The following is a 14,272-nucleotide window of genomic DNA, read 5'->3' on the forward strand; positions in this document are numbered from 1 at the left end:
CTACGCAGACTATGCTCACCACTCATGATCGGAATGGAGTGGCGAGGACGGCGTAAGATTTAATAAAAGCTGAGTTCGGGATAAGCTGAAACTCTACATTAAACTGACTTTTCCCGAACTGAGGTCAATATTAAGATGTAATTGGATTGTGGTGCAGTTCGTTAATACGATCCTTCTGGTGGGGAAATATCAGATCCGACAGCCACACCAGTATTATTAATGGATTTAATCCCCGGTTTAACAGTAGGGGATTGTTGTTTTAACGATTGTAAAACCGAAGAAGAGTTATCTTGCTCAGTTGATATATTGGTATTTGCTTGTTGCTGGGACATCAAAGCTAATCCTCCCATTGCACCAGCAAGAAGAGCTGTATAACCTACATATAAATGCGTCGGACGAATTTCTAATCCCATTCCTTTTTTAGATTGGTACGAAAGAGGCTGAGTTACTGGTATAGCTGCTTGTACTGGCAAAGAAGCAGCTAAAGCAACACCATTAAGTCCTAAAGCATCTCCATAACGTCGGATAAATCCACGTACAAAAATGTCATCTGGCAATTCTTTCGAGTTGCCGTTTTCTAATGCCTCTATCAGCTCGGTTCGGATATGAGTGGAAAGCTGGATGTGGTCTAAAGAAAGCCCTTTGGACTGACGGTTTTTCTGGAGTTGTTGCCCGATTTGACGTAGGCACACCATACGTTGTTGGTCTGCTTGCAAGGCAAGTTCTGCTTGAGAAATTCTCTGATGATTCAGAAATTGCAGTGGTTTTTTCCACAGCGAATTTTCTGCTGCATTTTTAGAGGATTGTTCTTGTTGAGTACAATACTCTTGCTGTATCTCTGATGAAGAATTGACTGTTTCTGTAGCTTGCTTCGTATCTGTAGCTGTTTCAACTTTTTGCTCTTGTTGGGCAAATTGTCGAAATGCTAAACCAATCGCTTCTCTACCTACGGCTTTTAATAAATCTTGAGCTTGATCTGTTTCTTCACCTATTAACTTCTGCACAATCGCTAAAGCACGTCGATAAACTCGGCTACGATGCAGTTGTACTTCTATTTCTCCTAAAAGCGATCGCAACTCATCTTGAGAAATTTCAATATTTGGATTGCCCAGAATTTGCAAATAGTGTACAGAAGTAGTAACCATTGTGAAAACCTTTTATATTAACTCAATCAAAGAAATTTACAATCATATCTTCACTATTGTTTCCTAACTTCACCTTGGTTTTCCGGATATTAATTGTATAATTTAAATTTTTCAATCGATCGTCAACACTGGAACAAAGCCATAATAAATGCAGTCACCATCGTAAAAATGATACTGGCATCTCTGTGAGAAAAAACCTTGAGTGCCTACCATTTGCAAGTAACCGAAATCTCAAGGTAGACTGAGCCTGCCCCTGAGTCTAGTCTTATTGAATGCGATCGCGGTAGCTAAGTACTGTAAAAATCATGTAGTGTTTTATGACCGTATGGTATGCTCATGCAGTAAATAATTACTGTTAGCATTAGCCATGAACCCTGAAGCAGTTGACCGCAGCTTTCTCACACCTCTAACTTTTATTCAACGTAATGCTAAAGTCTATAGTCATAAAGTTTCTATTATATATAATCAAAAACGCTTCACTTACAGAGAATTTGCAGAGCGGATCAATTGTCTAGCCTCAGCACTGCATCATGCTGGACTTGAAAAAGGCGATCGCGTCGCTTTTTTTTGTTTCAATACTCCACCCATGCTAGAAGCCCATTTTGCTGTGCCTTTAATAGGTGGGATTCTCGTATCTATTAATACTCGTTTGGCTTCTCAGGAAGTTGCTTATATCTTAAATGATTGCGTTGCTAAATTTCTTTTTATTGATACAGAATTAACAAATATAATTCGACCTATTCAAAATAGTCTCAAAACTGTTAAGTATATAATCAATATCAGCGATAATCAAGGATTTGAACCGATAAATGGAGAGGATTATGAAGCATTTCTCCAAACTGGTAATCCAACTCCTTTGCCTTGGGTAATTACAGATGAAATGGATACGATTTCTATTAATTACACTAGTGGAACCTCTGGTAAACCCAAAGGTGTAATGTATTCTCATCGCGGTGCATATATTAACTCTTTAGGATAAATAATTGAAACAACACTAACACCTAACTCAGTTTATTTATGGACTCTGCCGATATTTCACTGCAATGGTTGGTGTTTTACTTGGGCGGTAACTGCTATCGGTGGTACTCATATTTGTTTGCGTAAGTTTAACCCTGGTAATATCTGGAAGTTAATTCAACAAGAAGGGGTAACTCATTTAAATGCTGCACCTGTAATTTTAATTTCTCTCCTCAATCATCCAGACTGTCCGCAATTATTAGCAAAACCTCTAACTATCACTATAGCAGGCGCACCACCATCACCAATATTAATTGAAAAACTTACTAAAATTGGCGCAAAAATTATTCACGTTTATGGTTTAACAGAAGTTTATGGCCCATATAGTGTTTGTGAATATCAATCAGATTGGAATAATTTAAATATTGAAAAACAAGCAAAACTTATGGCACGTCAAGGCGTACCTTATATCGGTGCAGATGGTTTGCGAGTTATAGATCGAAATATGAATGATGTCCCGGCGGACGGTGAAACAATGGGGGAAGTGGTAATGCGGGGAAATATGGTGATGACAGGCTATTATAATGACCCAGAAGCAACTGAAAGGGTATTTAGAGGAGGATGGTTTCATAGCGGTGATTTAGCAGTAATGCACCCTGACGGTTATATTGAAGTGCGCGATCGCATGAAAGATATCATCATTACAAATGGAGAAAATGTCTCTAGTATTGAAGTTGAACAATGTCTTTACCGCCATGAAGCCGTGTTAGAATGTGCAGTTATTGCTGTACCTCATGCCAAGCGGGGTGAAGTGCCAAAAGCTTTTGTTACCCTCAAAGAAAACGCGCAAGTTACAGAACAAAATTTAATCCAATTCTGCCGCGATCAAATTGCTGCTTTTAAATGCCCTACGACAATTGAATTTACGACTCTGCCAAAAACTAGTACTGGTAAAATTCAAAAGTATCTTTTACGAGAAAAAGAATGGATAGGTTATGAAAAGAGGATTTATGGCAGTTAGTTGCGATATCTAAATTCACTGCCAAGTTTACCTGATATTGTTATTGAAGGATATAAGCGGCTGAAGTTGCGAATCAGGCAAGGACTCCACAGCGCTGGTCTGTTCTACATTGAGATTGAGTCAGTCTCATACTGGGATAGCTGTTGCTAGATGTTTTTTCAGCTTCCCTGTAACCAACACCAATTAGACAGCTAGGGCCTGCAAAGGCGATTTTATAAAGAATTTTTAAGAAATTAATATTTTTCAGAAAAGGAAAGACCTAATGCTGAAGTAATTCTCAAAAGTTCAGAATCATAGATTTTGTAGTTTACACACACTCTAGTGTCTGAAAACCTTACATGGTAAAGTCTCTGATGTACTTCATCCATGTCGAAACCTAATTATTAGTTTTTCAATTTTTTGGAGGAGAGGAAAATGAAGAAGTTCAGCTGTTTGATGATTGTGGGGGCAATATTGTCGATTAGTGCGCCGGCAGTGGCTGAAAGTCGTGCCGTTAATATCAGTATTGGCAGTATTGGTGGTTCCTTAGATAATGCTGCTTTGCGAACAGTTCGCCAGGTTATCGGGTCTGCTGTCGGCACTAGTACCGTCGATAAATTCATTGTATATAGTCCCAGAACTGGATCTATTCCCATCGAAGGAGGTTTATCTGCTTGTGCTGAAGCTGGCTTCGGGATCAGCAATACAACATTTAATGCTTTTGTCCAGCAGTTGCGTTCAATTAATCCCAAACCAGGGACTTTCTACAATCTAGAACTTACCGCAAGCTGCAAACTGAAATAAGACGTTTGCACTCAACCACGGTAGGATGGGCTTCGTACCTCAGCCCATCCATCGAGTTAAACTCTACGCGATCGATGCAAAACTCCATATTTTGAAATTGGAGATGTAACATCAATGTTGATTTAAATCAGCGTCAAGAAGCGACTAGATTAGTTGTATCAGCCTCTAAACTCAATAGTGCAGATACTTCCAGCATAAAACAAAAAAGAATGTAAAAATAGAGCGCATTTTTGGGAGCAGAGAAACAATATGTCTAATGTGAGCATTGCAAAAGGTAGCTGCTTGTGCGGAGTAGTAAACGTTTCTACAACCCGTATGAGCGATCGGGTAGAAGCATGTCATTGTAGTATGTGTCGCAACTGGGGTGGAGGACCTTTGTTAGTAGTTGACTGTGAAAATGAGGTTAGCTTCTCTGGTGAACAATATATCGAAGTTTATCAATCTTCAGAATGGGCAGAGCGTGCATTCTGTAAGAAGTGTGGTAGCCATCTATTTTACAAATTCAAACAAAATAACCAGCATTTCATACCCGTTGGACTATTCGATAGCTGTGAAGGTCTTGTTTTCGAGCGTCAGATATTCATAGATGAAAAGCCCAAATATTACTGTTTTGCCAATGAAACCAAGAACCTAACAGGGGCGGAGGTATTTGCACAGTTTGCACCGCAATCACAGCAGTAAAGATTGGAGTTACTTTTTAGCATATCTGTGATTGTCTGAGCAATTATTGTCAGGAAAGCCTTGGTAAATGCCTTAACTTGTAGAAAATGCTAAACCTCCGGTTAAGGCATATTCCTAGACCTTGATACAGTTGAGATCCCTGTCCTAGAAAGATTGCCAAGGGAACCATGCCTAGAACGCTTGTACCTGCTGACATAATGATAATGATGGCACGGAGGCGATCGCGTATCGCATTGTAGAGCGATTCATCGTTCAGTCGCTTAGATCATTTCGCCTTACACTAAGTAATGTCGTATTTGCGACTAATCTCATACTCTAGCTTGTTCAAAGTTCACCTATTTTTTGTTAACAGCCACTCTATTAATTTATTAAGTGGTGAAACGCCGAGCGCGCCAATACTAATATCGTGTCCGGTTAAAGACTTATCATTAAGACGGCAGGGGAGCAGGGGTCAGGGGGAAAGAGGGTTTCCTGGTTTTTGCACAGATGTGGGAATTATAACTAATTAGGCGGACATAATATAACTCATCAATTACGGCTATTTTCAGGTAAATAGACCACGCGCTAGAGGCGCAAGGCCTTGCGCCCCTACGACAGGTGTGGTTCAAATACATGTACATGAAAACTGCTGTCAAGTCACTTTGACGCAGACATCAGGTCAATTGGAGTACAAAATACTAATAAACTTCTCTGTTTTGCCTTCACGTTTCGGTGTTTCGTGCAGCCTGTAGCAACTTCCGTCTTCCCTGTAAGAGCTTCTGCCTTCGCGTTTCGGTGTTTCGCGCAGCCTGTAAGAGCTTCTGCCTTCGCGTTTCGGTGTTTTGCGCAGTCTGTAAGAGCTTCTGCCTTCGCGTTTCGGTGTTTCGCGCAGCCTGTAAGAGCTTCTGCCTTCGCGTTTCGGTGTTTTGCGCAGTCTGTAGCAACTTCTGCTTTGACATTATCAGAAACAGACTTGCATTATATGACAATACGGTTCGGTTAAGGTTTTTTGATGAAAATTTTAGATTGCAAAGACGCGACAAATTGCATCTCTACATCTGGATTTTGGGCTATTCCTGATACACATTTACTTGCACTGTAAGATTTAATCGGATAATCTGAGCAATCGAGATTGTTTTTCAAGAAAACCAATGAACAAATTCATACTGAGTTTGCTTTCTTCTCCAGTGCTGATTAGCTCTCTTCTCTCTATGGGAGTAATGCTAAATCACGCACAAGCTATGGAGCCAGAACCAGGAGTCAAAAGCACAGATCGTCTATCTTGTATACGCAATAAACATAAAGTGGGTTTAGTATGTGCCAGGGCTTCTGTATTGGCTCAAATTCCTAACTATCAGCGTGAAATAGAGTTTTCTCAAGAAGATGCTCCCATGCTGGAGTTCAATGATGAAGAAAGCAATGTGGCAATCGACTTATTTGGTTGTGATTGTCCTGCTTGTATAAATTCTTTGCGTCAGATGCGCAACGCGACACCCTTGGTATATTAATAAATCATTGATTTTTGAAGACGCGATTTATCGCGTCTCTACATCAGGGTTTTGATTTGATCTGAAATGTATTGATTTATAAGCAACATCCGCAAACTTTTCTAAGGACATAACATTGTTATGTCCCCCTGCGTGTTTTATTCAAAATCAAATTAACCTCAATTGCTAGTTAACGATCCTAACTGAATGATTAGCTCGATTTTTCGACTCGCAAACCAAAGTATGTCAAAACAAGTTCGGTTGAGCCACTATTGACAACTTCGTGTACTTCTCCCGGTTCGATGGCTACGCAGTTTCCCGGAAGCAAGGGGTATTCTGTACCATCAATGTGAATTACTCCCAAACCAGCTTCTACAAAGAATACCTCGCACATATCTTGATGCGCGTGTGCTGGTGCGGTTTGTCCAGGAGCAAAACGTGCTTGAGAAAAGTTAGTTAGGTGAGGTAAATCGCCGAAGCGTAACATCACCTTTTTCTTGATTTCGGCATTGTGAGAAACCGACTCTTCAGGCAAATCTTTCAGGGAAGTGGTAATCATTCGGGTCTTAAATCATTAGATAATTCCACAATACCCCTAGACCCATCAATCCTGACTCGTTGACCATCTTGCAAAAGCCATGTAGCACCGCGAACATCCATCACGGCGGGAATTCCATACTCACGAGCAACGATCGCACCGTGAGAAAGTCTTCCTCCAGCTTCGGCAATTAATCCTCCAGCCCTTAATAATAATGGGGCCCAGCCGGAATCTGTATAAGGCACTACCAGAATCGTATCTCGATCGACTTCTGGAATGTCTTGTAAATTTCGCAACACTTTCACCCTACCTTCGGCTTGCCCATGACTGGCTCCAATACCTTGTAAAATTTGGTCAGAGTAGAGTTCAGAGGGAGCTAAGGGGTGAGGAGGTGTATTGCCGTAGACTAAAACAGGTATTTGAATAATCTCGCTATCTTGCAGAAATTGCGATCGCCTAAATTCCACTAACTTATCTAACTGCTCGATTAAGCTGGAATCTTCATCTCCAATTAGACGCCGCACTTCATCAAAATTGAGAAAAAAGATATCGCCTGTTTGCCTAAGTAAGCCAGACTTTAACCAAATCTTCTCTAAAGCCACAAAACTCCAACGTAATTCAGCTAAAAGCCGGGAATAAACTTCGGTGACTCGTCCTTTGATATCCACGCGCCGTTGCACGAAAGAGCGTTTGCGCTTACTGGCAAAGATACTATTAATCGCATCTTTAGCACCTGCTTGTGGTTCGTTTCCCTGCATTAACTGCACAAACATCTGCTGAATCATTTGGGGATTTTCCCGCCAAGTGGGAACGGAGATATCGGTTCCCACCTCACTTAAGTAGCCGTAATCTTGCAGCAATTCGTTAAATTCTTGGAGGATCTTCTCTCCTTCCGGGGATTGCTTTAATTGTTCAAATACTTGCTGTGGCTCAAACTCAACCAATACCTGCTTGGCATCTGTAGCGATCGCACTGAGCGATCGCAATGCCGCTACCTCTGGGGTGACGCTATGATCGATTTGCCCATCTTTTACTCGAAAAATCGCCTGTCTTAGGGCAGCACTCAAGGGAGCTAAAATGCTGTAATACGTTCCATGACGCAGCAACTCTAGAATAAAATCAATTCTTGCCAACAACGCCGGTGGTTCCAAGCTATCTATATCTGACTGCGCCAACTGCGACAACCCAGGAATGAACCGTTTGTGATAATCTTCCTTGAAGTCCTTTTCTAAATTTAATTCCCGCTTCAGCAACTTCCCTAGTCCTGGCAAATTTTCCCAAGTTGACTGCAAGGACGGTTTACTTAATTTAGCTCCTCTGGTTAAAAATTCCAGACTTTCCGGTGGCAGTCCCATTCTGAGAAAAATATCTCCTAAGAGGGAAGCATTAAAGTAGGCTCTGGAATAATGCAGAGTTGCTGTTTTGGCGAAATCTAACCCCAAAGCGCGATCGCCTAAAACTAAAGTAAAAAATTCTCCCCAAACTCCACAAGTTAAGGGACGATTAATTGACCATGTTAAAGGGTGAATTACTCCGGGAATCACTTCAGCAGCGATTTTGCGCGTCCAGATGGGTAACAGAGTGGCGATCGGTCGAGATTGCAACACCCAAAGCGTTTGCCCATCATAACTCCACTCGATATCTTGAGGAGTGCCATGATAGCGTTTTTCGAGTCGGTAAGCAAGGTAAGCAACTTGCTTAATTAATGATTGTGGGACTCGTCCTTGACCCTCTAATTGTACAGAATAAGAATTTTCTGTTTCAACGACAAAAGCGCGATATTGTTCTGGGGTGACTTTTCCCGAAACAACTTGCGTCGGGCTGCCTGGAAGGGCTTCAATTACGATCGCATCGCCTTGCTGGGTAATGGGATCGCGACTGAAAGCAACACCAGAATACACACTCTGGACTTGTTGCTGAATCAACACAGCCATTGCTGTATCATTTAAGCCGCGATCGCGCCGATATTGGACAGCTGAGGGATGATTGTAGGAAGCTTGAACTTGAGCGATCGCTTCTTGTAATCCCTCTTGGCTAGTAACATTTATAACTGTTTCATACTGTCCAGCAGCAGAAGCGTATTCTGAGTCTTCTCCAATAGCGGAGGAACGCACCACCAAAGGGGATAATTCTGATGGCTGGAGAAATTCTGTTAACCCTTCTGGATTGTCGATAGGTGCTAGTACCCATCCCTTCGGCACTGGATAGCCCCAGCGCTTAATTTGAGATAATGTTGCTGCCTTTTCTCCGACAATGGCAGCATTCAACTCTTCATCTAGAGAAACCATTGTGCGTTCGCCGCGTAAAAACTCCAACATCGCAAGAGATTCAGTTTGTGCCTCTTGGGCTGGCAGTTTCATATCATCAGCAATTTTGGTGTAAATCCAGCCCATTAAACCAGCTAAGGCCACAGCAGCAAGTATTCTGGGAATATCGCTAAAGTGCAGAAGTGCCACAAACAAAGGAAAAAGTAGCAAAACCCCAAATTTGACTAACTTTCTTGATTGCAGAATTGTAAAAGCAATACCTGCAAAGAAAGATACAAATATCGCTACCAGTGGATCGTGTACGACAAATCCCCAGACAACATTTGTCGTACCTGCTCCTCTGCCTATCCAGTATCTACCGATTACCAGAGCGATTAGGGCAAGCAATTCCCAAGACGATCCATCTGGGAAGAAAATGCGGGTGAGTAAGACTGCCGCAACTCCTTTCAAAGCTTCTGACAAGACTGCCAGAATTCCGACAATTTTACCCCCATGATAAAAGGCAGCTGATACACTAATGTTTCCTGTACCAACTTGTGATAACTGCTTCCGCGTCAGGGCGTAAGTTATCCATGCAATCAGGGGTAATCCGCCCAAAAGGGGGCAGATAATTAAAATAGCGAAAACACCCCAAGGTTCAAACATTCTGGAATTTGGATTTTAGATTTAAATTTTCCATCTAAAACCTCAAATCTAAAGTTTTGCTGAAATTTTTGATGGTTATAAAAGGGGCTTTTATCAAAGAGAATTCAGGAGTCAGGAGTCAGGAGGAGCCAGTGCGGTCTTGGGGTTTCCCGAAGTGGAGCAACTGGCGTTCAGAATGATGGCTAGAGGATGAACACGGGGTTTAAAAACAATCCAAATTATAGATTTATAAGTCTACAATCAGCTAGTAGTTTGAATTCCCCAAGGAAAAGCATTCTGGATTCTGGATTCTGGATTCTGGATTCTTTTTTAATTACTAGTTGCTAAATGGACACTTGGCTAAGACGGAAACCGTTTAAGACAAGTGTCCTTCTAGACTACTAATGGTTTTAGTTTAGCGCATAGGCAGCTTGCAGCGCCCAGATTACGAGAGCAGCGATCGATCCCAGAAGCAACACGGTAGAGATAGTGACTACTTTTGGGGAATCTGCACCCTTAAATTTCATAATTCCGCGATTTAAGTCGGACACAGCTTCTAATCCTCTGTTGTTGGAGCATAAAATATTTGTCCGTCTTGATTGTAGTCCCTCTCTTTGCAGATGATGTTAAATTCACTTTAAAAATTTAGAAGTGGGGGGGACTGGGGACTGGGGACTGGGTACTGGGGACTGGGAGACAAGGGAGATAAGGAGATAAATAAAACTCTTAACTCCTAACTCTTTAACTCCTAACTCTTAACTCCTAACTCTTAACTCTTAACTCCTAACGCCCAATGCCCAATCCCCAATCCCCCAGTATCATTGAAAAGCAACTCAGTATAAGAGGGTGTGAGTAGGTGAAAATAGCACTGAGCGTAATTTTGGCGGTGGTTGTGGGATTGTTTCTGGTAATTGAGATTGGACTGCGATCGCTATTTGGTTTTGGTAATCCCCTGATTTATATTGGCGATGAGCAAATTGGTTATTTGTTGGCTCCTAACCAACGTACCCGTCGTTTTGGGAATCGCATTGAAATTAATGAATATTCTATGCGAGGTAGTCCGATCAAAAAGATACCTGCACCTTCTGGGCTGCGAATTCTCCTCTTAGGTGATTCTATTGCTAATGGTGGCTGGTGGACAGATCAGACTAATACAATATCTAGTTTGATGATGCGTTCTTTACCATCATCCACTAATAGTAATTATCAGGAAGTAGAAGTGCTAAATGCTTCAGCTAACTCTTGGGGGCCAAGGAATGAATTAGCTTATTTAGAGAAGTTTGGCAATTTTAACGCGCAAGCAGTGGTGTTATTAATTAATACCGATGATTTGTTTGCTACTCCTCCTACTTCATTACCAGTAGGACGCGATCGCAATTATCCAGATCGTAAACCTCCCCTGGCATTAGTGGAAGTGTGGCAGCGTTATATCGTCAAGCAAAAGCCAATTCCTGAACTACAAGCCGTGCAAAAAGAATCAGGCGATCGCGTGGGGATTAATTTGGAGGCGATCGCTAAAATTCAAGCCTTGACTCGCCAATCCAACAGCAAATTTCTGCTGGTGATGACTCCTTTGCTACGAGAAATTGGTGAACCAGGCCCCCGCGATTACGAAATTAAAGCACGTCAGCGCTTGAGTGATTTTACCAAAGCACAGCAAATTAACTATATAGACTTTTTACCGAATTTCAATTCAACTACCAACCCCCAAGGTTTGTTTCACGACCACATTCACCTCAACTTGCAAGGAAATAAATTTGTCAGTGAAGTTATGGAGCGATCGCTTTTGGAAATACTGGCATATTCGTCACCTCGCCACTAATATTCGTGTTTAATATCAAGTCCGGCTAATTAGTTTTAATTCCCGAATCTATGCAGAAAGCCCCTCTGCTCCTCTGCTCCCCTACTCCCCTGCCCTCTTAGCTCGACTTTATCCATTTTTACGAAACCCAAAACCTGACACTGAAACCTTTGTGGGACGGTAGTTTTACTTTTTAGATTTAACCGATAATCAGTGACATGGAAAAAGTTTTTGCCAAAAAGCTAGGGTTTTTGCCGTATCAAGATAAGCAAGTTCTTAATTTTGGATAAAGTCGAGCTTAGAGGATGTTTGAAAAGTATTTTTGGTAACTTCTAGACCTCTGAAACCTAACCCCCTTAGCCCCCCTTTCCTACAAGGAAATGGGGGTTTTAAAGCCTCTCTCAGTTTCGGGGAGAGGAATGGAAGTGTGGTCTCTGGTATACTTTACGACTTTTCAAACAACCTCTTAATGATCAGTCTTTAACCGGACATGAGATTAGCTAGATTTCTGAGTATCTCTAACCAAATTATTTAACTCTTCTTGCATTTGACTTTGAACTATTTCATAACAAGCATTCACATAGTTACGATCTCTAGCTGCATCTTGACCATATCTTTCAAAAATAATTGGATGACAGATACGAGTATGAATTTGCACAGGTAAAGGAATATTTGGCAAAGGGCCAATAGACAAGCCCCAAGGCAAACCTAAGTAAATTGGGAAAACACCAGGGTCAATTTGATATAACCACGGCAATCCCCACTGATGCAATTGTTTGACTAAATCATAGCAATCACATAAGACTATCAAGCTATCATGAGCGCCTACCGAGATTACAGGAACAATCGGAACTTCTTGTTTTAAAGCCAGTTTGACAAAGCCCTGATGACCGGCAAAATGAATTTTATAGCGTTGGCTATGAGGACGAAACATATCATATTGTCCACCAGGATATACCAGAACGCTAGCACCCCGATCGAAAGCCGCGCTAGCCATTTTGGGATGTGCAACAATTCCTCCGAATTTCTGGGCTAATCCTGCTATTTCTGGACTCACTTTCCAAGCGGAAGGGTGCATTAAACCATACACCAAACGCTCGGTTCCAAATCTCGAAAACCAATCGTACATCATCATGATTAAATCTGGAGAAGCCATGCCCCCATTGTGAGAGCCAACCAGTAGTACTTTCCCTGTTGTTGGGATGTGATGCCATCCATCAGTTTTTACTTGAAAGTAATAACGGTAAAACCATTCCCATACAGGCATCAGTAATTCAATAAACTGAGGATCTCGCTGTGTTAATGACTGATGAATCTTTTTTGAGAATTCTGATGTTAAAGAATTGTCAGCGCTGACAGAAATTTTCTCTACCTGTTTTGGAAATTCCATAAAAATATGTTAAGTCTAAATTGAAAAAACTACATTAGAAATATCAAGAATTACGGCTTCGAAATTATTTTTTTAGTCGTATTTATCCTTTAAATATAGGCTTTAACCCAGTCAAAAAAATTACTTTCTAAACAAAATTGATACAAGTCTGGGTGGTTTATTTTGATCTTTTTCATGCCACCACTCTTTGAAGTCCTCAAGTTGGAAGCCATGAACTTTCGCTGTGTTAAAAAAGTCTGATAAATGATGCACAAATGCCAGAATTTCAATGGACTCTTGCTGTCTTTGAAAATTAGCTTTTGTTCCTTGATATTGCTTGCATAGATGAAGCTCACAGATGAAAAAGTATCCTCCTTTAACTAAGACACGAGATGCTTCTGAAAATATCAAGCTGAGGTCTTCGATGTGTTCTAGAACAAGATTACAAGTGACTAAATCGGCAGACTCATTATGACAAGTCCATTGCTTAGTAATGTCTTCGGTAATAAACACTACATTCGCAGACCTCACTTTCTCTTTTGCCTTTTCGATCATCTGTGCTGAAAAATCAATCGCACAAACTTTCAGAGCAATTTGTGAAAGTAAAAGCGTATTTTTACCTGTGCCACAGCCAATTTCTACGACTGATTTACACCTCAAACCCATCAAGGTTTCTCTGGTGACGATTCGATCGAGATCGCGCGTCAGATTTTCGTCAGCATCGTATGTGGCTGACCAATTATCGTATGCTGCTTGAATACTCATATAGCTTCATTTTACCCAGCAAAGGGTATTATACATATCGATCGTTTCTATTTCACCGTGCGATCGCACAGTCCGAGTATAACTGCTGCCGCAAGTGCTGCTATTGTCCGAACGTGGTTCCAGAACGTCCAATTGGTAAGATATTTAGCCCATAGGTTCGCGCCTTCAGTGCTATCCGGTTTGGCGATCGCTAAGGCATCATTGAGTGGCACATTGAAAGCGATCGTCACTAGAACGGTGCCAATCAGATACAGGAGGCTACCGACAAGCAAATAGGCAGCACCAGGTTGATGCCACTTTAATACCGAGGAAATCGCTAGAAAGATGCAAGCCATAGCCGTTCCAAAGAGTGCCAACATGAACAACGGATTGATCGCAGTGATATTGATCGATTGCATGGCGATAATGCCCTCCTTTGGCTGGAGTCGTGCAAGGGCATTCATCACGAAAGTCGAGAAGGCAAAGAAGACGCCAGCCACAAGCGCACAGCCTAGTGCTGTGAAAAGCGTCAAAGGAAAGCGCAAATTGTCAACAATTACCATTAAAGCCTCCTGTTAATACTGCCCAACGCCTTGTTCACAGTAGATGATTGGTCTTTCAAGACGCGATAAATCGCGTCTCTACAATCTGGGTTTTGGGCTGATCCGATCGCACACGATATTATTTTATTTGCTGTTGCTCCCATCGCTAGTCTTATTACTGTGTTGCGACGCAAGCAGTTTGTTTTACAAGCGATCGCACTGCTTGCGACAATGTATTTATAACCTTTTGACATTAACGACCTACAGACTACATTACTGTGAATCCCCAGAGGGTTACTCATCTTGCTGAGTCGTTTCTTCATACTCGCGAATC

General features: G+C 41.6%; 12 protein-coding genes and 2 pseudogenes. 6 read left to right on the plus strand and 8 right to left on the minus strand.

What is annotated here, in order from left to right; genetic code table 11:
• Positions 1-161: 161 nt before the first annotated feature.
• Positions 162-1,145: a helix-turn-helix domain-containing protein gene (locus RMY64_RS29500; RefSeq protein WP_322673204.1), complete on the minus strand. Its 984-nt coding sequence runs from the start codon at positions 1,143-1,145 to the stop codon at positions 162-164.
• A 367-nt stretch (positions 1,146-1,512) separates the two neighbouring features.
• On the opposite strand from RMY64_RS29500, the pseudogene RMY64_RS29505 reads away from it, so the two are divergent.
• The 4 genes and pseudogenes from RMY64_RS29505 to RMY64_RS29520 form a co-directional block, all read left to right on the plus strand.
• Positions 1,513-2,673, plus strand: a pseudogene (locus RMY64_RS29505) (AMP-binding protein); the annotation flags it as partial.
• Positions 2,674-2,787: 114 nt separating this feature from the next.
• On the plus strand, positions 2,788-3,123 hold the full coding sequence (locus tag RMY64_RS29510) for an AMP-binding enzyme (protein WP_322673230.1): 336 nt from the start codon (positions 2,788-2,790) through the stop codon (positions 3,121-3,123).
• A gap of 414 nt (positions 3,124-3,537) precedes the next feature.
• The gene (locus RMY64_RS29515; protein ID WP_322673205.1) at positions 3,538-3,906 is read left to right on the plus strand and encodes a hypothetical protein; all 369 of its coding nucleotides are present in this window, start codon (positions 3,538-3,540) and stop codon (positions 3,904-3,906) included.
• A gap of 249 nt (positions 3,907-4,155) precedes the next feature.
• The gene (locus RMY64_RS29520) at positions 4,156-4,587 is read left to right on the plus strand and encodes a GFA family protein (RefSeq protein ID WP_322673206.1); all 432 of its coding nucleotides are present in this window, start codon (positions 4,156-4,158) and stop codon (positions 4,585-4,587) included.
• A gap of 78 nt (positions 4,588-4,665) precedes the next feature.
• On the opposite strand, the pseudogene RMY64_RS36945 reads toward RMY64_RS29520, so the two are convergent.
• Positions 4,666-4,837 (minus strand): annotated as a pseudogene (locus tag RMY64_RS36945) (efflux RND transporter permease subunit); the annotation flags it as partial.
• 880 nt (positions 4,838-5,717) lie between these two features.
• On the opposite strand from RMY64_RS36945, the gene RMY64_RS29525 reads away from it, so the two are divergent.
• A complete protein-coding gene (locus tag RMY64_RS29525; RefSeq protein ID WP_322673207.1) occupies positions 5,718-6,074 on the plus strand; it encodes a hypothetical protein in 357 nt (118 codons plus the stop codon).
• A gap of 190 nt (positions 6,075-6,264) precedes the next feature.
• Here RMY64_RS29525 and RMY64_RS29530 read toward each other — a convergent pair whose 3' ends face one another.
• Positions 6,265-6,612 (minus strand): cupin domain-containing protein, encoded by a 348-nt coding sequence (locus RMY64_RS29530; RefSeq protein ID WP_322673208.1) that lies wholly within the window; start codon positions 6,610-6,612, stop codon positions 6,265-6,267.
• Positions 6,609-9,503 (minus strand): glycerol-3-phosphate acyltransferase, encoded by a 2,895-nt coding sequence (locus tag RMY64_RS29535; RefSeq protein WP_322701862.1) that lies wholly within the window; start codon positions 9,501-9,503, stop codon positions 6,609-6,611. The genes RMY64_RS29530 and RMY64_RS29535 overlap by 4 nt, the downstream gene beginning before the upstream one ends.
• An 835-nt stretch (positions 9,504-10,338) precedes the next feature.
• Between RMY64_RS29535 and RMY64_RS29540 the strand changes: the two genes are divergently transcribed.
• Positions 10,339-11,304 (plus strand): SGNH/GDSL hydrolase family protein, encoded by a 966-nt coding sequence (locus RMY64_RS29540; RefSeq protein WP_322701863.1) that lies wholly within the window; start codon positions 10,339-10,341, stop codon positions 11,302-11,304.
• A gap of 475 nt (positions 11,305-11,779) precedes the next feature.
• Here the strand turns inward: RMY64_RS29540 and RMY64_RS29545 are convergent, their stop codons facing one another.
• The 4 genes from RMY64_RS29545 to RMY64_RS29560 form a co-directional block, all read right to left on the minus strand.
• The gene (locus RMY64_RS29545; RefSeq protein ID WP_322701864.1) at positions 11,780-12,673 is read right to left on the minus strand and encodes a lysophospholipid acyltransferase family protein; all 894 of its coding nucleotides are present in this window, start codon (positions 12,671-12,673) and stop codon (positions 11,780-11,782) included.
• A 120-nt stretch (positions 12,674-12,793) separates the two neighbouring features.
• Entirely contained in the window at positions 12,794-13,417 is a 624-nt protein-coding gene (locus RMY64_RS29550; protein WP_322701865.1) for a class I SAM-dependent methyltransferase, read from the minus strand.
• 47 nt (positions 13,418-13,464) lie between these two features.
• Complete coding sequence (locus RMY64_RS29555) at positions 13,465-13,959, minus strand: DUF1772 domain-containing protein (RefSeq protein ID WP_322673213.1); 495 nt, start codon at positions 13,957-13,959, stop codon at positions 13,465-13,467.
• On the minus strand, positions 13,959-14,272 hold a 314-nt coding region (locus RMY64_RS29560), incomplete at its 5' end, for a hypothetical protein (protein WP_322701866.1). The genes RMY64_RS29555 and RMY64_RS29560, both read right to left, overlap by 1 nt.

The organism is Nostoc sp. DedQUE08 (assembly GCF_034530895.1).
Taxonomy (GTDB): Bacteria; Cyanobacteriota; Cyanobacteriia; order Cyanobacteriales; family Nostocaceae; genus Nostoc.